General features: G+C 55.7%; 23 protein-coding genes. 8 read left to right on the plus strand and 15 right to left on the minus strand.

Annotated features, from left to right (window positions below; all coding sequences use genetic code 11):
- Positions 1-20: 20 nt before the first annotated feature.
- Entirely contained in the window at positions 21-1,478 is a 1,458-nt protein-coding gene (rmuC, locus tag ACOTY9_RS20945; RefSeq protein WP_014885624.1) for a DNA recombination protein RmuC, read from the minus strand.
- Positions 1,479-1,617: 139 nt separating this feature from the next.
- Positions 1,618-2,379 carry a uridine phosphorylase gene (udp, locus tag ACOTY9_RS20950; RefSeq protein WP_003860792.1) on the minus strand — a complete coding sequence of 254 codons (762 nt, stop codon included), beginning with the start codon at positions 2,377-2,379 and terminating at the stop codon, positions 1,618-1,620.
- A 255-nt stretch (positions 2,380-2,634) separates the two neighbouring features.
- On the opposite strand from udp, the gene ACOTY9_RS20955 reads away from it, so the two are divergent.
- Positions 2,635-3,438: a dienelactone hydrolase family protein gene (locus ACOTY9_RS20955; RefSeq protein ID WP_014885625.1), complete on the plus strand. Its 804-nt coding sequence runs from the start codon at positions 2,635-2,637 to the stop codon at positions 3,436-3,438.
- Between the two features lie 41 nt (positions 3,439-3,479).
- Here ACOTY9_RS20955 and ACOTY9_RS20960 read toward each other — a convergent pair whose 3' ends face one another.
- The 5 genes from ACOTY9_RS20960 to ACOTY9_RS20980 are packed head-to-tail and all read right to left on the minus strand — an operon-like array spanning position 3,480 to position 9,108.
- The gene (locus tag ACOTY9_RS20960; RefSeq protein ID WP_348566105.1) at positions 3,480-4,538 is read right to left on the minus strand and encodes a glycoside hydrolase family 130 protein; all 1,059 of its coding nucleotides are present in this window, start codon (positions 4,536-4,538) and stop codon (positions 3,480-3,482) included.
- Positions 4,522-6,105, minus strand: a complete 1,584-nt coding sequence (locus tag ACOTY9_RS20965; RefSeq protein ID WP_348566104.1) for an alpha-amylase family glycosyl hydrolase — start codon at positions 6,103-6,105, stop codon at positions 4,522-4,524. Before ACOTY9_RS20965 ends, ACOTY9_RS20960 begins: the two co-directional genes overlap by 17 nt.
- Positions 6,106-6,115: 10 nt before the next feature.
- Positions 6,116-6,943 carry a carbohydrate ABC transporter permease gene (locus ACOTY9_RS20970; protein WP_014885628.1) on the minus strand — a complete coding sequence of 276 codons (828 nt, stop codon included), beginning with the start codon at positions 6,941-6,943 and terminating at the stop codon, positions 6,116-6,118.
- Positions 6,944-7,810 carry a carbohydrate ABC transporter permease gene (locus ACOTY9_RS20975; protein ID WP_080463683.1) on the minus strand — a complete coding sequence of 289 codons (867 nt, stop codon included), beginning with the start codon at positions 7,808-7,810 and terminating at the stop codon, positions 6,944-6,946. It abuts the gene before it with no gap.
- Positions 7,811-7,818: 8 nt separating this feature from the next.
- Entirely contained in the window at positions 7,819-9,108 is a 1,290-nt protein-coding gene (locus ACOTY9_RS20980; RefSeq protein ID WP_023331558.1) for an ABC transporter substrate-binding protein, read from the minus strand.
- Positions 9,109-9,294: 186 nt separating this feature from the next.
- Between ACOTY9_RS20980 and ACOTY9_RS20985 the strand changes: the two genes are divergently transcribed.
- The 3 genes from ACOTY9_RS20985 to ACOTY9_RS20995 are packed head-to-tail and all read left to right on the plus strand — an operon-like array spanning position 9,295 to position 12,832.
- Positions 9,295-10,335, plus strand: coding sequence for a LacI family DNA-binding transcriptional regulator (locus ACOTY9_RS20985; protein ID WP_348566103.1), 1,041 nt, complete (start codon positions 9,295-9,297; stop codon positions 10,333-10,335).
- Positions 10,336-10,364: 29 nt separating this feature from the next.
- Positions 10,365-11,753 (plus strand): phosphomannomutase CpsG, encoded by a 1,389-nt coding sequence (locus ACOTY9_RS20990; protein WP_282376789.1) that lies wholly within the window; start codon positions 10,365-10,367, stop codon positions 11,751-11,753.
- Entirely contained in the window at positions 11,750-12,832 is a 1,083-nt protein-coding gene (locus tag ACOTY9_RS20995) for a sn-glycerol-3-phosphate ABC transporter ATP-binding protein UgpC (RefSeq protein WP_348566102.1), read from the plus strand. The genes ACOTY9_RS20990 and ACOTY9_RS20995 overlap by 4 nt, the downstream gene beginning before the upstream one ends.
- A gap of 32 nt (positions 12,833-12,864) precedes the next feature.
- Here ACOTY9_RS20995 and metE read toward each other — a convergent pair whose 3' ends face one another.
- Positions 12,865-15,126 carry a 5-methyltetrahydropteroyltriglutamate--homocysteine S-methyltransferase gene (gene metE / locus ACOTY9_RS21000; RefSeq protein WP_348566101.1) on the minus strand — a complete coding sequence of 754 codons (2,262 nt, stop codon included), beginning with the start codon at positions 15,124-15,126 and terminating at the stop codon, positions 12,865-12,867.
- A 115-nt stretch (positions 15,127-15,241) separates the two neighbouring features.
- On the opposite strand from metE, the gene metR reads away from it, so the two are divergent.
- Positions 15,242-16,195, plus strand: a complete 954-nt coding sequence (metR, locus tag ACOTY9_RS21005) for an HTH-type transcriptional regulator MetR (RefSeq protein WP_023331563.1) — start codon at positions 15,242-15,244, stop codon at positions 16,193-16,195.
- Here metR and ACOTY9_RS21010 read toward each other — a convergent pair.
- The 3 genes from ACOTY9_RS21010 to pldB form a co-directional block, all read right to left on the minus strand.
- A complete protein-coding gene (locus tag ACOTY9_RS21010; protein ID WP_014885636.1) occupies positions 16,083-16,982 on the minus strand; it encodes a carboxylate/amino acid/amine transporter in 900 nt (299 codons plus the stop codon). The genes metR and ACOTY9_RS21010 overlap by 113 nt on opposite strands.
- 82 nt (positions 16,983-17,064) lie before the next feature.
- Positions 17,065-17,865 carry a sugar/pyridoxal phosphate phosphatase YigL gene (gene yigL, locus ACOTY9_RS21015; RefSeq protein ID WP_023331564.1) on the minus strand — a complete coding sequence of 267 codons (801 nt, stop codon included), beginning with the start codon at positions 17,863-17,865 and terminating at the stop codon, positions 17,065-17,067.
- Positions 17,866-17,896: 31 nt separating this feature from the next.
- Positions 17,897-18,889, minus strand: coding sequence for a lysophospholipase L2 (gene pldB, locus ACOTY9_RS21020; protein ID WP_032664919.1), 993 nt, complete (start codon positions 18,887-18,889; stop codon positions 17,897-17,899).
- A 111-nt stretch (positions 18,890-19,000) separates the two neighbouring features.
- Here pldB and rhtB point away from each other — a divergent pair, with 111 nt between their 5' ends.
- The gene (gene rhtB / locus ACOTY9_RS21025) at positions 19,001-19,621 is read left to right on the plus strand and encodes a homoserine/homoserine lactone efflux protein (RefSeq protein ID WP_014885639.1); all 621 of its coding nucleotides are present in this window, start codon (positions 19,001-19,003) and stop codon (positions 19,619-19,621) included.
- Here the strand turns inward: rhtB and rhtC are convergent.
- From rhtC to pldA, 3 genes are all read right to left on the minus strand, one after another.
- Positions 19,618-20,238, minus strand: coding sequence for a threonine export protein RhtC (gene rhtC, locus ACOTY9_RS21030; protein ID WP_014885640.1), 621 nt, complete (start codon positions 20,236-20,238; stop codon positions 19,618-19,620). The genes rhtB and rhtC overlap by 4 nt on opposite strands.
- A gap of 61 nt (positions 20,239-20,299) precedes the next feature.
- Positions 20,300-22,129: an ATP-dependent DNA helicase RecQ gene (gene recQ, locus ACOTY9_RS21035; protein ID WP_014885641.1), complete on the minus strand. Its 1,830-nt coding sequence runs from the start codon at positions 22,127-22,129 to the stop codon at positions 20,300-20,302.
- Positions 22,130-22,219: 90 nt separating this feature from the next.
- A complete protein-coding gene (gene pldA, locus ACOTY9_RS21040) occupies positions 22,220-23,089 on the minus strand; it encodes a phospholipase A (protein ID WP_014885642.1) in 870 nt (289 codons plus the stop codon).
- Positions 23,090-23,249: 160 nt separating this feature from the next.
- Between pldA and yigI the strand changes: the two genes are divergently transcribed.
- Together yigI and rarD are read left to right on the plus strand one after the other, a co-directional pair.
- Entirely contained in the window at positions 23,250-23,717 is a 468-nt protein-coding gene (gene yigI, locus ACOTY9_RS21045; RefSeq protein ID WP_333110149.1) for an acyl-CoA thioesterase YigI, read from the plus strand.
- A gap of 51 nt (positions 23,718-23,768) precedes the next feature.
- Positions 23,769-24,665: an EamA family transporter RarD gene (rarD, locus tag ACOTY9_RS21050; protein WP_014885644.1), complete on the plus strand. Its 897-nt coding sequence runs from the start codon at positions 23,769-23,771 to the stop codon at positions 24,663-24,665.
- 84 nt (positions 24,666-24,749) lie between these two features.
- Here the strand turns inward: rarD and corA are convergent, their stop codons facing one another.
- The gene (corA, locus tag ACOTY9_RS21055; protein ID WP_008501540.1) at positions 24,750-25,700 is read right to left on the minus strand and encodes a magnesium/cobalt transporter CorA; all 951 of its coding nucleotides are present in this window, start codon (positions 25,698-25,700) and stop codon (positions 24,750-24,752) included.
- Positions 25,701-25,751: the final 51 nt, after the last annotated feature.

Raw genomic sequence — 25,751 nt, forward strand, 5'->3', positions numbered from 1 at the left:
GGGCGCGTTTGCCCTACGATTCAACCGCCGTGATAGAAACGTGTCGGCGGCTCGTCAGACGATAAATCCGTCGTTAACTCGTTGTCTTCGCTGGGTGTCTTTTGTTCATCTGCGCCTTCACGCAGACGGAACTCTTCGTCTTGCGCCGTGGCCTGCTCCACCAGTTCCGGATTAATCTCGCGTTTGACCTCCACCCCCAGGCCGCGGAATGCTTCAGCCTGAGCAAGCAGGTTGCCCCGCCCGGAGGCGAGTTTTTTCATCGCCTGACGGTAGTTATCCTGCGCACGGTCCAGGCTTTGCCCGACCGAGGACATATCGTCCACGAAGAGGCGCATTTTGTCGTACAGCTTGCTGGCACGCTCGGCAATCTTCTGTGCATTGCGGCTCTGGTGCTCATAGCGCCACAGGTTAGCAATGGTACGTAATGCCACCAGCAGGGTGGTGGGGCTCACCAGCATAATATTATTTTTGAGCGCTTCGGTGATCAGTTCGGGCTGTCTGTCGAGGGCCAGCAGGAACGCCGGTTCGACCGGAATAAACATCAGCACATAGTCCAGCGAGCGCAGCCCCGGAAGCTGCTGATAATCTTTTCTGCCCAGCAGTCGGATATGGTTACGCACGGAGGCAATATGCTCCTGCAGCGCCGACTCGCGCGTGTAGTCGTCTTCCGCATTAAAGTAACGCTCATACGCCACCAGCGTCATTTTGGCGTCGATCACCACATCTTTACCCTGCGGCAGACGCACAATGACGTCCGGCTGCATCCGCGAGCGGGCATCGTTTTCGATACTCACCTGCGTTTCGTATTCATACCCCTCGCGCAGGCCAGAGGCCTCCAGCACGCGGGTGAGCACCACTTCTCCCCAGTTACCCTGGGTTTTGTTATCCCCTTTCAGCGCCCGAGTGAGGTTGACCGCCTCCTGCGCCATTTGCGCATTCAACTGCTGAAGATTACGAATCTCGTGCGCCAGCGTGTGCCGCTCGCGGGCTTCCTGTCCAAAGCTGTCCTGCACCTGACGGCGAAAACCGTCCAGCTGTTCACGCAGCGGCGTCAGCAGGCTGTTCAGACTCTGGCGATTCTGTTCGTCAACGCGGCGGTTGCTGTGTTCGAAAATGCGGTTGGCGAGATTCTCAAACTGCTCGCTGAGGCGCTGCTCGCTGTTAATCATCTGACGGATTTTGTCTTCCGCATGCAGCTGCGTGGATTCGAGGCGGGTAGTCACTTCGCGGAGATCGGCCTCCAGCGACGTGTTGATATCACGCAGGTTGCGCAGTTCGTTATTGAGCAGCTCGCACTCGTCGCGCCAGTGGTCACTTAGCGCAAGCTGTTGCTTTACCGCGCTGAGCTCGGCGACGATCTCTTCGCGCTCCGCCAGCTGATCGGCCTTCTGCTGCGCATGCTGGTAGCTGGAAATCAGCCAGCCTATCGCAACGCCCGCCAGCGCAATCACCGCATAAATCAGGATTGAGATATCCACAATGCCCCCTGCATCAACGTATTACCCGCACAAAATAGAATTGTGCTGTATAAACGTCCAGTTTGAAAGGGTTTTCCTGCGAGGCGCTACGCAAAAAATAAAGGCCGAACGCGTCGGCCTTTGATTTGAGAAGAGAGGGCTAGATCAGGCGACGAGCTGCTTCCACCACAATTTTCACAGCATGACTTTCGGTCTGCTTCATGGTTTCGGCGTTCGGGATCTCCTGCTGAGTACGGTTGACGATAACGCCCGCCACCATACCGGCACGCAGACCCTGGCTTGCACACATGGTCAGCAGCGTCGCGGATTCCATTTCGTAGTTCATTACGCCCATGGACTGCCACTCTTCCATTGAGCCTTTGAAACGGCTCACAACGCGGCCAGAGAAGGTGTCGTAGCGCTCCTGGCCCGGGTAGAAGGTGTCGGAAGAAGCGGTTACGCCAACGTGGGTGGTCGCGCCCACGGACTTCGCGGCTTCAACCAGCGCCGTGGTGCATTCGAAGTCAGCCACTGCCGGGAATTCCATAGGCGCAAAGTGCAGGCTTGCCCCGTCCAGACGAACGGATGCCGTCGTCACCAGTACGTCGCCCACGTTGATGTGCGGCTGAATCGCGCCGGTCGTGCCGATACGCAGGAAAGTACGAATGCCCAGCTGCGCCAGCTCTTCAACAGCAATAGAGGTAGACGGACCGCCGATACCGGTGGAGCACACAATCACCGCTTTGCCATCCAGCTCTGCACGCCAGGTGGTGAATTCACGATGGGCAGCCAGTTTGACCGGCTTATCCATCAGCGCGGCGATCTTTTCCACACGCTCAGGGTCGCCAGGGACGATAGCGAGCGTAGCCCCTTGTAAATCATTTTTAGTGAGGCCGAGATGAAAAACATCAGACTTAGACATAGGTGACTCCTCTGTGGGTCGGTTAGTCAGAAGAAGTAAAACGGTACTTTACAGAAGCAGTAAGCATAATTTCGTGATGCATCTCACCATGAATGAAAATGATTGCAGTGAATTTCCATCAAAAAGTGATTTACATCACATTAACAAGTTATATCGTCAGGTGCTGCACAAAAGATAGACCGTTTAAGGCACTGTGAGTTGTTAACCTGGTGTCTATATTTACCTTTGCGCTAACTCATTGGTACGGAGAATGCCATGACTGAAAAAACCGGTTTTGCACCTGCTGCAGCCCCGCTTGCTTCAACCATCGTTTCAACCTCAGAAGAGGCCATTACGGCGGGAGAGACCTCCATTCCCTCTCAGGGGGAGAATATGCCTGCCTGGCACGCACGACCAAAATCGGCAGACGGTCCGCTGCCCATCGTGATTGTGGTTCAGGAGATTTTTGGGGTTCACGAACATATTCGCGACCTCTGCCGTCGCCTGGCACTTGAAGGATATCTGGCCGTTGCGCCAGAACTCTACTTCCGTCAGGGCGATCCGAACGACTATAGCGATATTCCAACGCTGTTCAGCAATCTGGTCAGCAAAGTCCCGGACGCGCAGGTGCTGGCCGATCTCGACCACGTTGCCAGCTGGGCGGCGCGTAACGGCGGCGACCCGCACCGTCTGATGGTCACCGGCTTCTGCTGGGGCGGACGCATTAGCTGGCTGTATGCCGCACACAATCCGCAGCTCAAAGCGGCTGTCGCCTGGTATGGCAAACTGGTGGGCGAGAAAACGCTGAATTCGCCAAAACATCCGGTGGACATCGCCACTGAGCTCAATGCCCCGGTGCTGGGTCTGTATGGCGGCCAGGACACCGGTATTTCGCTTGATTCGGTAGAAACCATGCGCCATGCGCTACGGGCAGCCAATGCCAATGCGGAGATTGTGGTGTATCCGGATGCCGGACATGCGTTTAACGCAGATTACCGTCCGAGTTATCACGCGGAATCGGCGAAAGATGGCTGGCAGAGAATGCTGGCGTGGTTTAGCCAGTACGGCGGGAAGAAATAAACACTTCGCAGCCCCGGCTTTCGCCGGGGCTGCGTCAGGGCTTACTCCAGGCCCAGATGTTTCCACAGCTCGTCCATCGGCAGCGTGGCCAGGGCGATACGCTCATCCGCCGCACCATACCAGATATGCAACGTGTCATTACGCACCAGCGCCCCGCAGGTAAAGACGACGTTACCGAAAAAGCCTTCACGCTCATAGGGCGCGCTCGGCTCCAGCAGCGGTACGGAAGATTTGGCGATGAGGGTGAGTGGATCATTAAGATCCAGAAGCAGAGCGCCCAGGCAATAACGCTGGCTAGCGTCAACGCCGTGATAAATCTCCAGCCAGCCGCGCGCGGTCTTAATCAGCGGCGCGCCGCCACCCGACTTCAGCGCATCCCATTCGTCTCCCGAGCGTCCCAGCAGATGCCGGTGGTTTCCCCAGTGCAGCATATCGGGCGATTCGCAGATCCAGATTTCCGGGTGGCCGAAATGGCAGGGCGCGGGCCGGGTAAGCGCCCGGAAGGATCCGCCAACCTTCTCCGGGAAGAAACAGACGTCGCGGTTATCAGGGCAGAAAATCAGCCCTTTCTTGTCGACGGAGATAAAATCAACGGTGGTCGCCAGCGCGGTGGAGATACCCAGCGATGACACGGCGGAGAAATTGATGTACCAGACATCGTCAATCAGGGTGATACGCGCATCTTCACAGCCAAATTCCTCATAGCGGCTGTCGGCGGTAATAAACGGCTGTTGATCGATGGTGAAATTTACACCGTCCTGGCTTCGCGCCAGGCGCAGGTGGGACATTGACGTCAGCCAGACCTGAGCCGGGTCGCTTTTCAGCACAATGGTACGCGGGTCGCTAAAATCATAGCGCGGGTCGTTGCGGTCGAACGTTTTTGTTGCCGCCTGCCAGCCGCCGGACTGCTGCACCAGAAGCGGAACGACGATCTTCTGTGGGTCATCATTTATCACGCTCTCGGCAACCCGAAGCAGCAGGATAATCTCCCCATGATACTCCGTTACCCCGGCGTTAAAGACGCACTCCACTTTCCGTCCTGGCAGAGAAGGCACCACGTCGCTGGGGGTGATCAACGGATTCTTACCGTGTCTGTTCATATACACTCCTTTTTATCAGAATTTGATTTTTGTCCAGCTGCTGCGCGTTTTGGCCGTACAGGACATCCGCTTCAATGGCCCACAATGGGTTTTGTACCGGCTGGCCAAAATTCACAGCCACCCAGACCTGTTCCTGCGTCGTTGTTCGGGTAAACCAGACGCACGCCTTATGGCGTTTCAGCGGGCTACACTCCCCATGCTGTAGCGCCCCGATGGCGGCCCGAAGCGCAATGAAGGTCTGGTACTGACGCCACAACGAACCGGGCGTCGATATCTGATGTTCGGCATTGAGCAAGGGATAGTCCTGGCTGACGGGCATCCACGGCGTGGAGGTGGAAAAGCCCGCAAACGGGGCGTCGCACCAGAGGAAGGGGGCGCGGGAACCATCCCGTGAATGTTCAATGGCCTGCGCCAGCGCGTCGGCGGCACTGCAACCCTGCCGCATGGCCGTGTCGTAGAAGGTTTTTCCCTGAATATCAAAAATCTGCCCGACCGTCTGAGGCACATAGTCGGGCATCCCCAACTCGTCACCCTGAAAAATAAACGGTACGCCGCGCACGGTCAGCTGTAGCGCCAGAACGGCCAACGCCCGGGCGGCGTCATGCGGGCCTTCACCAAAGCGGCTAATCATGCGCGGCATATCGTGGCTGGAAAAGAATAGCGTCGGCAGGCCAGACTGCAGCGCCAGCGTGGCGTTAATCTCGTCGCACAGGCGTGCCGCATCGAAGGTTTTCTGGCTGCCAATATTGAAGTTAAAGACCACGTCCATCAGCGACGGGGCCTGATAACGGGCCAGGGTCTCCCTCTCCTCGCTGCCGATTTCGCCGATCAGGAAAACATCCCCTTGCTGCCTGGCATGTTGGCATACGCGCTGCAGCGTGCCGATGAGCCCCGGCTGATTCACGTCATGCTCATGCTGCTGTACTCCCGCTTTCTCCGGATTGTCAGGCCCGATGCCGCGCGTGCTGAGGAAATTAATCACGTCGAAGCGGAAGCCATCCACGCCCTGTGCCTGCCAGAAATCAATGACCTGAAGCATTTCCTGCTCTACCGCGGGGTTCGCCCAGTTAAGATCGACCTGCTCAGGCGTGAATTTATGGTAGTAAAACTCGCCGGTGTCCGGCTCCGGGCTCCAGGCGCTGCCGGAAAAAAATGACTCCCAGTTGTTAGGGTGCGCGCTGAAAAGAAAATAGTCCCGATAGCGGCTCGCGGGATTATTCCAGGCATCCTGAAACCACGGATGCAGCGAAGAGACATGATTAAGCACCAGATCGATAATGACCCGGATCCCCTTTTCATGGCAGCGATGAACGACGTCGCGAAAATCGGTCAGCGTGCCGAATCGTGGGTCGACGGCGCAGTAATCACTAATGTCATACCCGTTATCCACCAGAGGAGAGGGGTAAAACGGCGTGATCCAGATGGCACCGATGCCTAACGCACTCAGGTAATCCACTTTTGAGAGCAGGCCGGGGAAATCCCCCAGCCCGTCACCGTTACCATCGCAAAACGACGGCAGATAAATTTGGTAACAGGTACAGGCCTGCCACCAGGGTTGATTGTTCACCGTACATTCCTTATTTCAGTGATAACGACATGCCCTGCAGGAAATATTTCCGGAACAGGATAAACAACACGATGACCGGCAGCATTTGCACCACGGCTCCCGCCATCACTGGCCCCAGATAAACGCCGTAGGATTTACTGAAGGTGGCCAGCAGCACCGAAAACGGCATTTTGTCGGCATCGCGCATGACAATCAGCGGCCAGAGGAAGTTGTCCCACGAACTTGAGAAGGTAAATAGCGCCACGATCGCCAGAATGGACTTGTTCAGCGGCATCATGACGTGCCGCAGAATGGCCCACAGGCTGGCATGATCCAGACGCGCGGCGTACAGGTAATCGTTGGGCGTACCCTTGAAGCTCTGAGACACCATAAAGATCCCCCAGGCGCTCATTGCATAAGGCAGGATCATGGCGCTGTAACGGTTGATCAGCCCGAGCTCACGCATCAGCACAAACTGTGGAATGATGAACATGAAAACCGGGAAAACCATCTGCACAATCAACAGATTACGGAAAGCGTTTTTGCCCCAGAATTCCGTTTTTGCCAGCGCATACCCCACCAGCATGGAGGTGACGGTCACGCTCGCGGTCACGGTGACAGAGACGAAAAGCGAGTTAAACAGCGTGCGCAGAAACGGCTTATCGGCCCGGTTGCTGTTATCGAAAAGGAAAGTGTAATTTTCGAGCGTCAGCGTGCCCGAAAAGAGATCCGTGGTATAAATCTGTGCTGTAGGCTTCAGGGATGACACGACCATCCAGACAAACGGATAGAGCCAGCTTAACGCCAGAATAAACATCAGCGCATGAATTAGCAGGCTCAGGGGCGTGAGTTTTTTCATTCATACAATCTCAATGTGTTTTTCGAATAACCGACGAAATAGCCAGATCATCAGGAAACTGCAGGCAGCGACGATAATCGACATGGCAGCAGCCCAGGTAGGTTTCATATTTTGAAACGCGGCTTCGTACATGACCACCATGGGACTGGTAGTACTGTTTAGTGGCCCACCACCGGTAATTAAATAGGGCTCTGTAAAAATACTGAATGCCACCGTAATAGCCAGCACCATCACCATCACAATTTGCGGATTCATCATCGGCAGCGTTATTGCCCAACCTTTCTGAAAACGCCCGGTTTTATCGAGAATAGCCGCACTATAAATATCCGATGGAATAGCCTGCATGCCGGAATAGAGAATTAATCCGTAATAACCGACAAATTTCCAGGTCACGATAAGCGCAATGGATAGCATGGCGCAGTCAGGGTTGGTAAACCACGGCACGGAAATCCCAAACCACGCAGACAATAAGCGGTTAACCGGGCCATACTCATTAAAAAGACGGGAAAAGACAATTGAGTACGCCACCCCTGACGAGATATTTGCCAGTAAAAAGCTTAAGGCGATAAACCCCCGGCCGTAGTTAATTCTGCGTAATCCGGCAGCAAAAAGCAGCGCGGTAATAAACACGATCGGGACATACCACATTAAAAAGCGGCAAATGTTCCACATGGATGTCCAGAATAATGCATCGTGCAGTACGCCAATAATATTCTGCAAACCGGTAAATTGCGGCACGCCGATAAACTGCCAGCGGGTCACGCTTAGCACCACCAGCCAGGCAAGGGGGTAGAACCAGAATAGCAGCGAATAGCCAATCCAGGTGGAGGCCAGCAGGCCTCCGGTTCGGGATTCATATCCAGCCATCATGCCCCCTACTGGCCCGCGAGGGCGCTGATTTCCTGCTGAGATTGTTTCAGCGCGTCGGCAGGCGTACTGGTTTTGAATATCACGCGCTCAAGCATCTGCGTCATGCTGCGCTGTATTTCTGTCGTCTGGTTTGTTGCCGCAGGAGGAAGCGCGACGTCCACCCACGAGGCGATCTGTTTCTCTAGCGGATTTTGTTTGAAGTAACTGACAAAGATCGGATTACTCATTAAATCCGCGCGGGCGGGCGGCATCCCTGTCAACTCAAGCCACAGCCGGTCATGTTCAGGGTTACTGAAGACCCACTGCATAAACTGCCAGGCCTGCGCCTTTCGCTTACTGGAACTGAAGATCACCAGACCTTTGCTGTCGCCGAACGTATAGGGGTGTTCAATGCCCGTCTCGGTCAGCATCGGACCGATCTGAATCGTTTTTAATATGTCCGGATACTGCTTGCGATAGCGGGCTAAATCCCACGGTCCGCGCGCTGAGGCGATAACCTGCCCCGTTGCGAGCGGATCCTCGGCAGAGGTGAAGTCGTAGCTGCTCCACTTATTATTAAAAACGTTGCCCATGAAGGTCAGCACGGCCTCACCAGCAGGCGTGGTCAGCGCAGGTTTTTTGTCGACCAGATACGGCTTGCCGTGGCTCTGGGCGTAGAACAGCGGAATGAAGTCGAACCAGCGTTCCCACCAGTTTTTACCTGCCGTAAGCTGTATCACATAGCCGTGATTATCCGCCGCCCGACGCTTCGCCAGCGCGTAAAGTTCATCGTAGCTAACCGGTACCCGATCAAAACCGTATTGCTTCAGTAAATCACCACGCCACCACCAGACAATCGGGTTGATATATACCGGCAGTACCGTTTGTTTGCCGTTTAATTCCCAGGCTGACAGCAGAGAAGCCATTTGCCGTTTCTGAATCGTTTCCTGAAAACCCGGCATTCTGGAGAGATCTTCTATCTGCCCGACATCAACAAGCTGGCTGGCAAAACCAATAAATATATTGGTTGAAATATCCGGTTCAGTCCCTGATGCCAGCGCATTCATTATCGCTTCTTCTGAACTGTTTGCGGCAGGAATAGCGGTAAATTCGACGGGCATATGGGCAGGGTCTTTATTCCATTCCGCCACTATTTTACTCCAGAAAGCTTCTTCATTGACGGTGGGTGTGACCCACATTTTGATTGTTTCACGCGCCCCGGATTGTGTCTCTTTTTTATCATCAGGCCCGCAACCGGTAAGAAAAAAGAGGAATATTACCGATGCTATTAATTTTGCTGCTTCTGCAACTCTCACGTTATATCTCCCTGATGTCGATAAGTGTTAATCGCTCACTGCTGCACTCTGTGAATGGTGCGTAAGCTAACACCCCTTTTTTATGTTTAACGTTAAACAAATCACAAAACTATTTATATTTAACGATAAACTCAGCCGCTATTATTTATTTAATTACGCCTCATAAATAATTTACGTGAATATAAAATGCCTAATTCATTTAGCAAAAGAAAGAATAAAAACGTGACGATTAAATCGCTGGCAGCGGAGATGGGTATTTCACATACCACGGTATCTAACGCGTGGAATAATCCCGAAAAGCTGTCTGCTGAATTACGTGAAAAGATACTTGGGCACGCCCGTCAGGTTGGATTTCAGGGGCCGGATAAACTCGCCCGGGCTTTACGCACCGGAAAATCCGGGGCGATCGGCGTCATTTTTAACGATACCATGAGCTATGTTTTTATCGATCCGCATGACGTCAGCCTGATGCGCGGCGTCGCGACTCGCTGCGAAGACCGTAATATTAATCTGGTGCTGATTCCGCTTCAAAAAGGGCCTTCATCGCTCACTACCCTGGTGGACGGGTATATTCTCAACGCCACGCATAACAGCGCCGCCATTATTCAACAAACCCTGGCCCGCAATCTGCCTGTGGTGACGCTCGATTTTCAGCTTCCGCAGTTCAGCAGCGTGTCGGTGGATAACACACGCGCCATGCGTGATATCACCCACTACCTGATACAAAAGGGTCATCGCCATTTCGGCATTATTGCCTTCCCGTCTCACCCGAACGCGCGCGGGATGCGGCCTCTGACGCACCGCGTGACGGGGGATAACCAACTCATGCTGACCCGCGTGAATGCCTGCCGCGACGCGTTTCAAGAGCACGGTATTACGCTCAGCGACTGCTGGCTGTGTGAAACCCATCACGATGAGCCACACGGCGAACGGGCAGCGGAAGCATTGCTGACGGCACACTCTGAGATCACGGCGCTGATCTGCTTATCCGATCGTTTTGCCATCGGCGCGGTGAATTATTGCCAGCGACAGCGTCTTGCTATACCTGGCCGGGTCGCCATTACCGGATTCGACAATACCGCCCGGCAGTATAACGGGCCTGGACTTACCACCATCGCGCAGGATGCCGAACGTAAAGGTGAAATCGCGGTTGATCTGCTTCTGAACAATGGCCCCGTCACCCACGTTGCGCTGGAACACCGGCTTATCGAGCGTGATACGGCATAAGATTACCCTGCTTAAGATAAGAGTGAACTATGGATGAACTAACGTGCTTTAAAACCTATGACATTCGTGGCGAAGTTGACGTCAATCTCACCCCTGACATTGCGCGTCGCATCGGAAGGGCGTACGCCGTCTGGCTGCATCCCCGGCGCGTGGTAGTAGGCGCTGATGTCCGCCTCAGCTCGGAGGCGCTAAAAACGGCCCTGATCGACGGGCTTACCGCAGGCGGCGTCGATGTTATCGACCTGGGCATGACCGGTACGGAAGAGGTCTATTTCGCCACCCGGGAATTGCGGGCAGACGGAGGGATCCAGGTGACGGCGAGCCACAATCCCGCCCATTACAACGGCTTTAAGCTGGTTGGCCTTGAGGCGCGCCCGATCAGTAATGACAACGGTCTGCTGGAGATCAAAGCGCTGGCAGAACAGAACCGCTTTCCACCCTGCGTGCGTCGTGGGGGCATTTTTCCCTTCGACAATCGCCCGGCCTGGGTGAACGCTCTGCTGCGATTTATCACTACGTCCCCAACGCGAACGTTACGCCTGGTGGTCAACGCCGGGCACGGCACCGCAGGTCCGGCGCTAGATGCGCTTGATGAGGGCTTAAAGCGTGCCGGTGTACCGGTCGAGTTTATCCGTATTCATCACCAGCCAGATGGCCGCTTTCCCGCTGGCGTACCTAACCCGATGCTGCCTGAAAACCGGCAAAGCACCCGACTGGCCGTCATCGAACATCACGCCGATGCTGGCATCGCCTGGGATGGCGATTTCGATCGTTGCTTTTTCTTCGACGAGCGCGGGGATTACGTTGAGAACTATTATCTCGTGGGGCTGTTTGCCGAACATTTTCTGCGACGCTATCCCGGCAGCCGCATCATTCTTGATCCCCGCTTAATCTGGAACACGCTCGACACGGTCGCCCGTTGCGGCGGTAGCGCAATCGTGAGTAAAACCGGGCATGCCTTCCTGAAAGCCCGGATGCGAAGGGAAAATGCCATTTACGGCGGCGAGATGAGTGGCCATCACTATTTTCGCGATTTTGGTTACTGCGATAGCGGCATGATCCCGCTGATCCTGATGCTCCAGATCCTGGGTGCAGACGCGCAGCCGCTCTCTCATCTTATGCGTCACGCACAGGCCCGCTATCCGGTGTCTGGCGAAATCAACCTGACGGTCAACGAGCCCGCTGCACTCCTCAATGACGTCGCCGCGCACTATGCCCCGGTCGCATGCGAACGCGACAACTGCGACGGCCTGAGCCTGTCCTTCACAGACTGGCGTTTTAACCTCCGCGCCTCAAACACCGAGCCGCTGGTTCGCCTTAATGTTGAAGCGCGGGGAGATACCGCTCTGCTTGTCCATAAAACTCATGAAGTGCTGATGCTGATTTCTGCCCTGCAAGGGGCTCAGGAGACATTATGACCGCCCTTTCATTACGACATATTCATAAAAAGTACGATAAAAACGTCATCGTGGCGGATCTGTCACTGGAGATAGCATCAGGAGAATTTATCGTTCTTGTGGGCCCCTCCGGGTGCGGGAAATCGACGCTGCTGCGCATAATCGCGGGATTAGAGGCGCCAGACAGTGGCATGCTGATGATGGGCAATGAGGATGTCACCCACCTGGCGGCGGGCAAGCGGAGCTTGTCGATGGTTTTCCAGTCCTATGCACTTTATCCGCATATGACCGTACGGGAGAACCTCGCCTTTGGCTTACGCAATATCCGCACCCCGGAGGCCGACATTGCGCAGCGCATCACCCATGCCGCCAACATGCTCAGGCTGGACGAGCTGCTCGACAGGCTTCCGCAACACCTCTCCGGCGGCCAGCGCCAGCGCGTGGCGATAGGTCGTTCTATTGTCCAGCAGCCCGCGCTGTTCCTGTTTGACGAACCCCTTTCCAACCTTGACGCCGCTCTGCGGGTTGAAATGCGCCAGGAGATCCAGCAACTCCATAATACCCTGAAAAACACCATGATTTACGTCACGCACGATCAGGTCGAGGCGATGACGCTGGCCGACCGTATCGTGGTGATGTGTAAAGGCAATATTGAGCAAACGGGTACGCCGCTTGAACTGTACAACACCCCGGCGAACCGCTTCGTGGCCGAATTCATCGGTACGCCAAAAATCAATATGTTACCCGCCGTCTGGCAGCAGGGGGCATTGCATATCGACCCTGATACCGTCTTCCCGCTTTCGCGTCAGCCCGCAGACATTCAGGAGGGGGAATCGGTATTTGTCGCGATCCGTCCTGAACACCTGGGTTATCAGCAGCCGGGGGATTTTAGCCTGAGCGGGAAAACGCGGTTATGCGAACTGCAGGGAGATTCAACCCTGGTGTGGCTGGACGTGGCAGGGCATGCCGTGTGCCTGAAATCCTTCCAGCAACTGAGTCTGCCTGCGCAGCAACGTATCACGCTGACCGTGCAGGAGGCTCATCTGCATCTCTTTGACGCGGCAGGCAAGCGGATTGCAATGACGGAAAATGCCGCCTGAGTAGAGTATCAGGCGGCGGGAAATGCGCAGACTTACCCCTGACGCAAATTCTGCGCTGCCTTCACCATGTTGGCGAGCGCTGCGCGGGTTTCCGGCCAGCCGCGGGTTTTCAGGCCGCAGTCCGGGTTCACCCACAGGCGCTCTGCCGGAATACGCTGAGCGGCTTTTTTCAGCAGGGCTTCAATCCACTCCACGCTCGGCACGTTCGGGGAGTGAATGTCGTACACCCCCGGTCCGATTTCGTTTGGATAGTCGAACTCTTCAAACGACTCGAGCAGCTCCATATCTGAACGCGAGGTCTCGATGGTGATCACGTCGGCATCCAGCGCGGCAATGGAATCCATAATGTCGTTAAATTCGCAGTAACACATATGAGTGTGGATCTGCGTGTCGTTCTTCGCCACCGACGCATTGATGCGGAAGGCTTCCACGCCCCACTTCAGATACTCATCCCAGTCGCTGCGGCGCAGCGGCAAACCTTCTCGTAACGCCGGTTCGTCAATCTGGATAATGCCAATGCCAGCGGCTTCCAGATCCGCCACCTCATCACGCAGCGCCAGCGCGATTTGCTTCGCAATGGTTTCACGGGTCACGTCTTCACGCGGGAACGACCAGCACAGAATGGTCACCGGCCCGGTCAGCATGCCTTTTACCGGCTTGTCGGTCAGAGACTGAGCATACTTCGCCCACGCCACCGTAATCGCTTCCGGGCGGCTGACGTCACCGATCACCACCGGTGGCTTCACGCAGCGGGAACCGTAGCTCTGCACCCAGCCATTCTGGGTAAACACGAAGCCGTCCAGGTGTTCACCGAAGTATTCCACCATGTCGTTACGCTCGGCTTCACCGTGCACCAGCACGTCCAGACCTAAACGCTCCTGCTCGATGATCGCCTGCCTGATGTGCTCAGCAATGCCGGTACGGTAGTGATTCGCATCCAGATTGCCCTTTTTGAAGTCGAGACGCAGGCCGCGGATCTCGGTCGTTTGTGGGAATGAACCGATCGTCGTGGTTGGCCATGCGGGCAGGTTGAAGCGGGCGCGCTGGGCTTCGGCACGGACTTCATACGGACTCTGGCGCTGGCTGTCCTGAGCGGTGATGGCCGCCAGACGTTTTTCCACTGCCGGATTATGCACGCGTGCCGAATGACGGCGCGCCTGAATCGGGGCGCTCCATTCGGTAATCGCCGCCGTGTCACCGCTGTTCAGCGCGTCGCGCAGCAGCGCCAGTTCTTCACATTTTTGCAGGGCGAAGGCAAACCAGCTTTTCACTTCCGGGTCAAGACGGGTCTCCACGCTCAGATCGATCGGGCTGTGCAGCAGTGAACATGATGAGGCCACCCACAGCTCACGTTTACCGACAATGTCTTTAATTTGAGCATACTTTTCGGTGAGTTCGGCACGCCAGACGTTACGACCGTTTACCAGCCCCGCTGAGAGCAGCCAGTCTGCGGGCAGACGTTTGTGCAGTTCCTTCACGTCATCTTTGCCGTGAACCAGGTCAACATGCAGGCCCTGAACCGGCAGCGCAGCAATCGTGCTCAGGTTAGGCGTCACGCCCTCGAAATAGGTGGTCAGCAACAGCTTCACCTGCCCGTTAAGCGCGTCATACGCCGGTTTGAAGGCATCGAGCCAAACCTGGGGCAGCTCAAGCACCAAAGCAGGTTCGTCGATTTGCACCCACTGAATGCCGCGTTTACCCAGCTCAATCAGTACCTGTTTGTAGACGGGCAGAATGTCCTTCAGCAGGCTGAGGCGGTCAAACAGCTCGCCTTTGACTTTGCCCAGCCACAGGTAGGTTACCGGTCCGAGCAGCACCGGTTTTACCTGGTGGCCCAGCGCCAGCGCTTCGTCGACTTCGTCCAGAAGCTGTGTCCAGGTCAGTTTGAACTGCTGACCTTTTACGAACTCCGGCACCATATAGTGATAGTTGGTGTTAAACCACTTGGTCATTTCCGCCGCTGCCGCGGGTTCACCCGTTGGCGCACGACCACGGCCGATGCGGAACAGGGTATCGATATCTACCGATCCATCTTTGTTCTGATGACGAGCCGGCACGTTGCCCAGTAGCAGGCTGGTCGTCAGAACATGGTCGTACCAGGCGAAATCGCCCACCGGCAGCAGGTCAATGCCCGCCTGCTTTTGCTGATCCCAGTGACGGGCGCGCAGCTCGCGCCCCACGGTCAGTAGTTCTTCACGGGTAGCGTTACCCGCCCAGTAGCTTTCTTGCGCTTTTTTCAGCTCGCGACGCAGGCCAACGCGAGGGAAACCGAGAGTGTGATTGCGGATTGTCATGTTATGCCCCTTGTGAATTTCGCTATTTAGACGTCCAGATGTTTACACATCTATAATTGGCAGGTACTGTATATTCCTCAAGCGCAAAATGTTCATGGCGAAGTGAAGGACTTTCATGATCGAGATAAAACACCTGAAAACGCTGCAAGCGTTGCGGAACTGCGGATCGCTCGCGGCGGCTGCGGCCACGCTGCACCAGACCCAGTCTGCCCTTTCTCACCAGTTCAGCGATCTGGAACAACGCCTCGGATTTCGTCTTTTTGTGCGTAAGAGCCAACCTCTGCGCTTTACGCCGCAGGGTGAAATTCTTCTTCAACTGGCGAATCAGGTCCTGCCGCAGATCGCCAGCGCGCTACAGTCCTGTAACGAGCCGCAGCAGACAAAACTGCGCATCGCCATTGAGTGCCACAGCTGTATTCAATGGCTGACCCCTGCGCTTGAGAACTTCCGCCAGAAGTGGCCGCAGGTGGAGATGGATTTTAAATCCGGTGTGACGTTCGACCCGCAACCCTCGCTGCAGCAGGGTGAGTTGGATCTGGTGATGACCTCCGACATTCTGCCGCGCAGCGGCCTGCACTATTCGCCGATGTTTGATTTTGAAGTGCGCCTGGTGCTGGCACCGGATCATCCGCTGGCGGCTAAAACGCGCATCACGCCGGAAGACCTGGCAACAGAAACGCTGCTGATTTATCCGGTTCAGCGCAGTCGCCTGGATATCTGGCGTCATTTCCTGCAGCCGGCAGGCATTAGCCCGCAGCTGAAAAGCGTGGATAACACCCTGCTGTTGATTCAGATGGTTGCCGCCAATATGGGCATCGCGGCGCTGCCGCACTGGGTGGTGGAGAGTTTTGAACGCCAGGGCCTGGTGGTGACCAAAACCCTGGGTGAAGGACTGTGGAGCCGTCTGTACGCTGCCGTGCGCGATGGCGAGCAGCGTCAGCCGGTGACAGAAGCGTTTATTCGCTCAGCGCGGAACCACGCGTGCGACCATCTTCCGTTTGTGCGGAGCGCGGAGCGACCCAGCGGCGATGGACCCACAGTGAAGCCAGGATCACCGCTCCCCCAATAAGGAAACTCGGCCAGTGCGGTTGCTGCTGCCAGATGGCGAGGTTGACCAGCAGCCCCGCCGGGACGTGCACGTTGTTCATGATCCCGAGCGTTCCGGCGTCGACCTGCGTCGCGCCGTAGTTCCACATGAAGTAACCCAGCCCTGACGCCACCACGCCCAGCCAGACCAGAACGCCCCACTGCACCGACGTGGTCGGCAGCTTTTGCGGGTTACCGAGCAGAAACCACGCCGATACCGCGACAATCGCCGCGCCCATATAGAACCACGCAAATGCATTGTGCTGAGGCATCGGGCGGGTTTCCATCAGGCGTTTGTAGCCCACCATGCCGATGGCGAAACTGATGTTGGCGAGCTGGACGAACATCAACCCGGTCCAGAAGTGATCGCTGACTTTGTCATAGCGAATAATTGCCGCGCCAATCACCGCCAGCGCCGCGCTTAGCAGGTATCCCCAGCGCAGACGACGCCTGCTGAGCAGGTCGTAAATCAACGTAATATAGAGCGGCGTCAACACGGTAAAGAGCAGGAATTCAGAGACGGACAAATAGACGTAAGCCCGGAAGCTGAACAGATACATGATGCCCAACTGCATCGCGCCCACCAGCATGTACAGCACAATTGTTTTCAGGGATTGACCACGCGTGCGCAGAAACGGCAGGAATACCAGCGCCGCCAGCCCCACGCGCATCAGCACCGAGAAGTAGCTGTCGACCGAACCGGCAAGGTACTCGCCAATCAGGCTAAAGGAGAAGGCCCACAGGATAGTGGTGATAATGAGTAGCGCCACAATGCTTGTCTCTCAGAAAGAAGGACAGGCATTGTAGCGGACTCTTCAGTTGACATCTGGTCAACAAACAACCAAATGAAGATTATTCAAGGAACAGCTTGCGCAGGTATTTCGGTACCGCGTTGTCAGCGTTGGAACCAATCACTTCCAGTTCCGGGTGCAGATCTTTCAGACGCTGATGCGCGTTCTGCATGATGCAGCCCTTGCCTGCCATGGAGAGCATTTCAGCGTCGTTCATGCCGTCACCAAAAGCGATGCAGTCTTTCAGCGCGAAACCCAGACGTTTCGCGACCGCTTCCAGCGCGTGACCTTTGGAGACGCCCCCCGCCATCACTTCCAGACAGGTCAGGGTTGAGAAGCTCACGTTGACGCGATCGCCCCAGCGGGCGTTGATCGCCTGTTCCAGTGGGAGCAGTTCTTCATGGCTATCGCAGGTGAAGAACACCTTACTGATACCTTCCGGCTCAAGAAGGCCCGGCTCGTACAGGGAGTAGTTAAATACCGCTTCCTTGAAGAAACGCATTTCATCCGGGCGGTGGCGGTTCATGAACCAGTCGTCGTTGCGGTACACGTTGGTGATGATAGCCGGGTTGTTATGCACCACGCCGAAGAGATCGGCGGCAATATCGCGATCCAGGTTATGGGTAAAGATCAGGTTACCGTCAGTATCATGCACGCGCGCACCGTTGGAGGTGATCATGTACGATTTGATCTCAAGATTATCGCGGATCTGCCCCACGTCTACGTGGTGGCGGCCGGTGGCAAACACAAAGTTCACGCCACGGGCAGTCAGAAGCTTTAAGGTCTCTTTCGCGTAAGGCGACAGGGTGTGGTCAGGGGAAAGCAGCGTGCCATCTAAATCAGATGCAACAACCTGGTACATAGGGATTTCAACCTCTGGTGGAAAACAATAATCAGTTATGCCTGTTGAAAAATTCAACAATGGCGTTGAGCGCGACTGAGCGCATAGCGTCCTTTTCGAAAAGGATCTCATGGTAAGCGCCGTTGATGACCAGCGGTTTTCCCCCTTCACAAGGGTGACCGGCGGCGGCGCGCAATTCACAATAACGGTCATGCATGCGGTTATCGACCACACGCTCTTCTTCAGCCTGAATCAGGAGTGTTGGCGTGTCATCCTCGCCTACCCCCGCCAGCACCTGTTCACCGGCCAGAATCCCCTCCCGCACCCAGTGCCAGGTCGGGCCACCGACGCGTAAGCGCGGTTCATCGGCATAAAAGCGCAGGTTGCGGCGATAACGCTGCCGACTGTGGGTTAAGACGTTGATGGCGAACGGCAGCGCACGCCAGCGTCCGGTCCCGATGGCATAGCCTTCACGAATGCGCTGATGGCCCTCAGCCCAGTCGAGAAGATGACGCACCATCCAGTCGGGGAAACGTATGACGATACCGTACATCGGCGCGGTTAGCGCAATGGCATCACACTGGTGTTGATACCGCTGCAAAAACAGCGTCGAAATAGCGCCACCCATGGAGTGCGCAAGGATATAGCGCTTACGCCAGGGGCCGGGCTGCACTTCCTGCTGCCAGAACGCGGCAAAATCGTCGACGTAATCGCTGAAGCGATCGACATGTCCACGGTGCGTGTCCTGTAGCATGCGTCCGGACAGCCCCTGTCCACGGTGGTCGATGATGAGCACATCGAACCCCATATGGACCAGATCGTAGGCCAGTTCGGCGTATTTAACGTAGCTTTCAATGCGCCCCGGGCAAACCACGATTACCCGGTCATTTTTCTCATCACGGAAACGAACGAAGCGTACCGGGATGCCCCCGACGCCCGTAAACTCATCTTCCTCACGCTGCCGCCAGAAATCGGTCAGCGGCCCCATAGAGAAAGCAGCAAATGCGTTTTCTCGTGTTTCCCAGTCCTTTTTCTGCTGAAACATTGGGTTTCCACTCACGTAATCCAGGGAATATCGTTTTTTTTCGTAACCGGTCACAAAATGACTCATCAATAGCGTATTGTGGCATAAAAACAGACGATTCGGGAGTTTCAAATGACCTTCGAGTGGTGGTTCGCCTACCTGCTGACATCCATCATCCTGAGCCTTTCACCGGGTTCGGGTGCGATTAACACCATGACTACCTCCATCAACCACGGCTATCGCGGGGCGGCGGCGTCGATTGCCGGTTTGCAAACCGGGCTGGGCATTCACATCGTCCTGGTCGGGATTGGGCTGGGAACGCTATTCTCCCGCTCGGTGCTGGCGTTTGAAGTGCTGAAATGGGCCGGTGCGGCATATCTTATCTGGCTGGGTATTCAGCAGTGGCGCGCGGCTGGCGCCATTAACCTGAATACGCTCGCGCAGACGCAAAACCGTGGTCATCTGTTTAAGCGGGCAGTATTCGTCAACCTGACCAACCCGAAAAGCATTGTGTTCCTCGCCGCGCTGTTCCCACAGTTTATCGTGCCGCACCAGCCTCAGGTGATGCAGTACGTGGTGCTGGGTGCGACCACAATTATTGTCGATATTATCGTGATGATTGGTTACGCGACGCTGGCACAGCGGATTGCCGGATGGATAAAAGGGCCTAAGCAGATGAAGGCCCTGAACAAAGTGTTTGGCTCGCTGTTTATGCTGGTTGGCGCGCTGCTTGCGTCAGCGCGTCATGCTTAGCGAGAAATGATGAGATGAATGCCGAAGCCGGCGAACAGCGCGCCGGCGAAGCCATCGATCCACTTCGCGATACGCTGGTAGCCACGGCGCATCGCCGGTAAGGCAAACAGGCTTGCCACGATAGTGAACCACGCGAAGGTCTCCACGACGATAAGCAGGAAAATGCCCCAACGTGCGCCCGCGCCAACGCTGTCGCCCACAAACAGCGAGAACACCGAGCCGAAATAGATAATCGCTTTCGGATTCGCCAGGTTGGTCAGCAGCCCTTTTACAAAGCTCCGACCACCCGTTGCCAGCTCCACCTTAGGCTCTTGCGTTTTTTTCTCTTCTTTTTTCAGCGCCCCGCGCAGCATCTGGTAGCCCATCCAGCACAGGTATAGGCCACCGCCAACCATAATGATGTTATGCAGCCAGGCCATCTTCGCCAGGATCAGGTTCAGACCGAGCAGCGCAACGGCCGCCCAGACCATGACGCCCATGGTAATACCGAGCACGCCCATCATCGCCTCTTTACGGGAACGACTGACTGCTGTTTGCGATACGAAGAAAAAGTCAGGGCCCGGGCTCATCAGCGCAACGATGTGCACTAACGCCACGGTGAGAAATAGCATTAACATAATTGGCTCGCAGGGAAATAATTCAGTGAGTCATCATACTGGCACTTTTTTGGCCGGCTGACTACTCCTCATCATCTCCGTCAACGTGAGAACGGATAAGCGCCATAAACTCTTTACCGAAGCGCTCCAGCTTGCGCGTGCCGACGCCGTTAACGCTGAGCATTTCGCTGGCGCTGAGCGGCATCTGTTCCGCCATCTCAATCAGCGTCGCGTCGTTGAACACCACGTAAGGGGGGATGTTCTCTTCATCAGCAATGGCTTTACGCAGCTTACGCAGTTTGGCAAACAGCTTGCGGTCATAGTTACCGCCGTAGGATTTCTGCATCACGCGTGGTTTGAGGGCGACCACGCGCGGTACGGCGAGCTTCAGTTCAACGTCACCGCGCAACACCGGACGCGCGGCTTCGGTCAGCTGTAGCGCCGAGTGCTGAGCGATGTTCTGCGTGGCAAATCCGAGGTGAATCAGCTGACGAATAATGCTAACCCAGTGCTCGTGGCTCTGATCTTTACCGATCCCGTAGACCGGCAGTTTGTCGTGGCCCATGTCGCGGATACGCTGGTTATTGGCGCCGCGCAACACTTCCACCACGTAACCCATCCCGAAGCGTTGATTCACACGGTAAATGGTCGAAAGCGCCTTACGCGCGTCCATCAGGCCATCGTACTGCTTCGGCGGATCCAGGCAGATATCGCAGTTGCCGCACGGCTCCTGTCGCCCTTCACCAAAATAGTTGAGCAGCACCAGACGGCGGCAGGTTTGCGCTTCGGCAAACGCCCCCATCGCGTTGAGCTTATGGCGTTCGATATCCTGCAGCTGTCCCTGCGGTTTCTCTTCCAGACAGCGGCGCAGCCACGCCATATCGGCTGGATCGTAAAACAGCATCGCTTCCGCAGGCAGACCATCACGCCCGGCGCGGCCGGTTTCCTGATAGTAGGATTCGATATTACGCGGGATATCGAAATGCACCACAAAACGCACGTTGGGCTTGTTAATCCCCATTCCGAACGCCACCGTCGCGACCACAATCTGCAGGTCGTCACGCTGGAATTTCTCCTGCACATCCGCACGGATGTGGTTCTCCAGCCCGGCATGATACGCTGCGGCGCTAAAGCCACGGTTTTGCAGACGCGCGGCGGTGTCTTCCACCTTCGCCCGACTGTTGCAGTAGATAATGCCCGACTTGCCGCGCTGTTCCTGGACATAGCGCAGGAGCTGATCCAGCGGCTTGAATTTTTCCATCAGCATGTAGCGGATGTTAGGGCGGTCAAAGCTGCTGACCTGAATATAGGGATCATTCAGCCCCAGCAGGCGAACGATATCCAGACGCGTCGTATCATCTGCCGTGGCGGTAAGCGCCATAAACGGCAGTTCCGGGAAGCGCTGACGGAGCTGGCCGAGGGCGGCATATTCCGGGCGGAAATCGTGCCCCCACTGCGAGATACAGTGCGCTTCATCCACCGCCAGCAGAACCGGGTTCCAGTGTGCGAGATGGTCGAGGAAGTTATCCAGCATCAGGCGTTCCGGTGCGATATACAGCAGACGAACCTGCCCGGTGCGACACCCGGCCATCACCTCTTGCTGCTGCTCCCGGGTTTGCGTGGAATTAAGACAGGCCGCCGCCACGCCGTTGGCGAGCAGTTGATCAACCTGGTCTTTCATCAGAGAAATAAGGGGCGATACCACGACCGTCAGGCCGTTAAGCACCAGCGCGGGCACCTGATAACAGAGTGATTTCCCGCCGCCGGTCGGCATAACGACCAGACAATCACGGCCTTCCAGCACGGTTTCAATGATGGTTTCCTGACCAGGGCGGAACTGCTGGTAGCCAAAGGTTTCATGCAAAACCTGTTTAGCCAGCGACTCCTGATTCAATACTTCCGCCTGCGCCACGTTAACCCCATATGCCAGAAATGAAACAGGCGCTATTTTCAGCGCCTGAGAGAGAAACTTCAACGTTTAACGCAAAAACATTCGAGCAGCTTAGAGAATATCGTTCAGCATTACGCCCACACCCACGCGGGTCTGGTTGAAGTTATAGTCGATCAGCGACTCGCCGTAACCGCTGTACACCTGCGTATAGAGGCGCACATGCTTCGTTACCGGGTAGCTCAGGCCCACTTCCGCACCACCGTAGCCGGTATTCCAGTTGTACTGGCCTTTCGCGCTCAGCACGGCATCGCCTAACTGGTAGCCGACCTTGAGCTGGTAGTAACCCATATATTTGGTGATATCCGGGTTATCGTCGGTGCTCCCCACCACATACCACGGCTTCACTTCCACCATCCAGTTGCCGTTCTGCGCCATCAGGCGCGTATAGGCACGGTTCCAGCTACGAGACGTGGGGTCGGAACGGCCGTTAGAATCGTGATTAAAGCCGACTTCGACGTCACGCAACGTCCATCCGGCAAATTCATAATCCGTTGCAAAGCCAAGGAACAGCTGCGGCTCATAGTTGGTTTCACGGAACGGCGAAGATTCGCCGCTGTTGGAAAGCTGCCACCAGGATTTCTGCGTGTAAGAGGCACCGAGTACCGAGTTCGGCCCCAGAATACCGCGCCAGAACGGGAAGGCGAGGCTCAACTGGAACTTCACCTCATCTTTACGCGCATTATCAGACCAGTTATAGGAGCTTATCGCTTCTTTGTTCAGATCGCTGGTCTGGGTGTAAATCACGTAGTTGGTGTCATACGGGTAAAGCGTGAACGGATTGTCATGCTCCTGAAGCATGTTAGCAATGATGCTACCGTGTACGGATGGCGCATCGTGCACTTCTTTAACTGTCGCTTCCTGCGCATATGCTGTGAGGGGCAGCGCAACCGCCGCCAGTAACCAACCCAGATACGTCCGCATCGGTGGTGTTCTCCTGAAATAGTGACGTGTAATGAATAATTTTATCCGGGCATTCTACAGACTTCTGCGCCAACTTCCGCCTCCTCGTTTCTGAAAGTGGAAATCCGTATTGTTGAGGCATAAAATCAACATTTCATTAACAATAGGGATGTGATGCCTCATGTCAGCCATGCTTACCTCTGAAGAAGTGTTAAAGCTCGTGGGCGAGATTTTTGTTTACCATATGCCATTTAACCGTGCGCTGGGTCTGGAGCTGGAACGTTACGAGAAAGAGTTTGCCCAGTTGAGCTTCAACAACCAGCCGATGATGGTGGGCAACTGGGCGCAAAGTATTTTGCACGGCGGGGTGATTGCTTCCGCGCTGGACGTGGCGGCTGGTCTGGTCTGCGTGGGCAGTACGCTGACGCGTCATGCCACCATCAATGAAGACGAACTCCGCCAGCGTCTGGCACGCATGGGCACCATTGATTTACGCGTCGATTATCTTCGCCCCGGACGCGGCAATCGCTTTACCTGCTCCAGCAGCCTGCTGCGTGCGGGGAATAAAGTTGCGGTGGCGCGCGTAGAATTACACAACGAAGAACAGGTTTATATCGCCAGCGCAACCGCCACTTATATGGTGGGTTGAAGCGGCAAAATCGGGTAAAATTAATTCACTTTTTTGTAACGGATTTTCCTGATGGATGCTAAACAGACGCGGCAGGGCGTTTTACTCGCCCTTGCCGCTTATTTTATTTGGGGTATTGCACCGGCGTACTTCAAATTTATCGCTTATGTACCGGCCGACGAGATCCTCACTCACCGCGTCATCTGGTCCTTTTTCTTTATGATCGCGCTAATGAGCCTCAGCCGTCAGTGGTCCGGCGTCAAGACGCTGCTCAAAACGCCTAAGAAAGTTTTCCTGCTGGCACTCTCGGCGGTGCTCATTGGCGGAAACTGGCTGCTGTTTATCTGGGCGGTGAATAACCACCACATGCTCGAAGCCAGTCTTGGCTACTTTATTAACCCGCTGGTAAACATCGTACTGGGGATGCTTTTCCTCGGCGAACGTTTCCGCCGTATGCAGTGGCTGGCGGTGTTTCTGGCCTTCTGCGGCGTGCTGGTACAGCTCTGGACGTTCGGCTCGCTGCCGATTATTGCCCTCGGCCTGGCGTTCAGCTTTGCGTTCTACGGTCTGGTACGTAAGAAGATTGCGGTGGAAGCCCAAACGGGGATGCTGTTTGAAACCCTGTGGCTGCTGCCGGTGGCGGCGATCTACCTCTTCGGTATCGCCGACAGCGCCACCAGTCATATGGGCAGCAACCCGTGGTCGCTGAATCTGATGCTGATGGCGGCAGGCGTGGTGACCACTATTCCTCTGCTGTGCTTCACCGGTGCGGCAACGCGTCTGCGTCTCTCCACGCTGGGCTTCTTCCAGTACATCGGCCCGACGCTGATGTTTCTGCTGGCGGTGGTGTTTTACGGCGAAGTGCCGGGCGCAGATAAGATGGTGACGTTCGCCTTTATCTGGGTAGCGCTGGCGATTTTTGTCGCCGATGCGATTTACACCCAGCGCAGAGTGCGCAAAGGGCTGTAGTGCCTTTTTGCCGGATGGCGGCTGCGCCTTATCCGGCCTACACGTTCTGTAGGCCCGGTAAGCGTAGCGCCACCGGGCGGATACTCAAAGCCAGTTACGACGCTTAAAGTACAGATACGGCGCCAGCCCGGCGAGGATCATAAAGATAATCGCCCCCGGGTAACCAAAGCTCCACTTCAGCTCCGGCATAAACTCGAAGTTCATCCCATAGCTGGAGGCCACCAGCGTCGGCGGCAGGAACACCACGGATACCACCGAAAAGATCTTGATGATGCGGTTCTGCTCGATGTTAATAAAGCCCATCGCCGCCTGCATCAGGAAGTTCACCTTCTGGAACAGGGATTCGTTGTGCGGCAGCAGGGATTCGATATCGCGCAGGATCTCACGTGCCTGCTCCAGCTGACCACCCGGCAGACGCGCCTTGCGCACGAGGAAGTTCAGCGCGCGCTGGGTATCCATCAGACACAAACGCACCTTCCAGCCGATATCTTCCAGCTCGGCCAGCGTGGAGAGCGCTTCGTCGTATTCATCGCCCTGATGGCCTTCCATGATCACGCGGCTCAGCTTTTCCAGATCGCTGTAGATGTTTTCAATCTCATCCGCCAGCTGTTCGATTTTGGTCTCAAACAGGTCGAGCAGCAGTTCGTAAGCGTTGCCGTCCACCATTGCCTGGCTGCGGGCGCGCATGCGGTAGAGACGAAACGCGGGCAGTTCACGCTCGCGCAGGGTAAACAGGCGACCGTCGCGAATGGTAAAGGCCACGGTGGAGTTGCCCGCATGGTCTTCCGCATCTTCAAAGAAGAAGAAGGAGTGAATGTGCAGGCCGTCTTCATCTTCAAAAAAACGCGCAGAAGCTTCGATGTCTTCCAGTTCAGGACGGGTTGCCAGGCTTTGCCCCAGCTCAGATTGTACGCGAAGGCGCTCATCGTCGTCCGGCTCGACCAGATCCACCCATACGGCATCAATGAGGGGCTGTGACTCTTCGGCTTCAAGCCGAGTCAGTCGGTTATTTTCGAGTTGAAATGCGCTCAACATGACCGGGACTCCCAATGCAAAAAATATCGGACAGTTCGGTGGGCACACAGA

Origin of the sequence: Enterobacter cloacae complex sp. SHL012, assembly GCF_049237505.1 — a bacterium.
Classification (GTDB): Bacteria; Pseudomonadota; Gammaproteobacteria; order Enterobacterales; family Enterobacteriaceae; genus Enterobacter; species Enterobacter kobei.

Excerpts from the sequence above, each read along its gene's own strand:
- yigI (WP_333110149.1), top strand. The coding sequence starts at position 23,250 with ATGTCAGCCATGCTTACCTCTGAAGAAGTGTTAAAGCTCGTGGGCGAG.
- ACOTY9_RS20995 (WP_348566102.1), top strand. The coding sequence starts at position 11,750 with ATGACCGCCCTTTCATTACGACATATTCATAAAAAGTACGATAAAAAC.
- rhtC (WP_014885640.1), bottom strand. The coding sequence starts at position 20,238 with ATGTTAATGCTATTTCTCACCGTGGCGTTAGTGCACATCGTTGCGCTG.
- pldB (WP_032664919.1), bottom strand. The coding sequence starts at position 18,889 with ATGTTTCAGCAGAAAAAGGACTGGGAAACACGAGAAAACGCATTTGCT.
- corA (WP_008501540.1), bottom strand. The coding sequence starts at position 25,700 with ATGTTGAGCGCATTTCAACTCGAAAATAACCGACTGACTCGGCTTGAA.
- pldA (WP_014885642.1), bottom strand. The coding sequence starts at position 23,089 with ATGCGGACGTATCTGGGTTGGTTACTGGCGGCGGTTGCGCTGCCCCTC.
- ACOTY9_RS20990 (WP_282376789.1), top strand. The coding sequence starts at position 10,365 with ATGGATGAACTAACGTGCTTTAAAACCTATGACATTCGTGGCGAAGTT.
- yigL (WP_023331564.1), bottom strand. The coding sequence starts at position 17,865 with ATGTACCAGGTTGTTGCATCTGATTTAGATGGCACGCTGCTTTCCCCT.
- ACOTY9_RS20975 (WP_080463683.1), bottom strand. The coding sequence starts at position 7,810 with ATGGCTGGATATGAATCCCGAACCGGAGGCCTGCTGGCCTCCACCTGG.
- ACOTY9_RS20985 (WP_348566103.1), top strand. The coding sequence starts at position 9,295 with ATGCCTAATTCATTTAGCAAAAGAAAGAATAAAAACGTGACGATTAAA.
- rhtB (WP_014885639.1), top strand. The coding sequence starts at position 19,001 with ATGACCTTCGAGTGGTGGTTCGCCTACCTGCTGACATCCATCATCCTG.
- metE (WP_348566101.1), bottom strand. The coding sequence starts at position 15,126 with ATGACAATCCGCAATCACACTCTCGGTTTCCCTCGCGTTGGCCTGCGT.
- rarD (WP_014885644.1), top strand. The coding sequence starts at position 23,769 with ATGGATGCTAAACAGACGCGGCAGGGCGTTTTACTCGCCCTTGCCGCT.
- ACOTY9_RS20955 (WP_014885625.1), top strand. The coding sequence starts at position 2,635 with ATGACTGAAAAAACCGGTTTTGCACCTGCTGCAGCCCCGCTTGCTTCA.
- ACOTY9_RS20960 (WP_348566105.1), bottom strand. The coding sequence starts at position 4,538 with ATGAACAGACACGGTAAGAATCCGTTGATCACCCCCAGCGACGTGGTG.
- udp (WP_003860792.1), bottom strand. The coding sequence starts at position 2,379 with ATGTCTAAGTCTGATGTTTTTCATCTCGGCCTCACTAAAAATGATTTA.
- metR (WP_023331563.1), top strand. The coding sequence starts at position 15,242 with ATGATCGAGATAAAACACCTGAAAACGCTGCAAGCGTTGCGGAACTGC.
- ACOTY9_RS20970 (WP_014885628.1), bottom strand. The coding sequence starts at position 6,943 with ATGAAAAAACTCACGCCCCTGAGCCTGCTAATTCATGCGCTGATGTTT.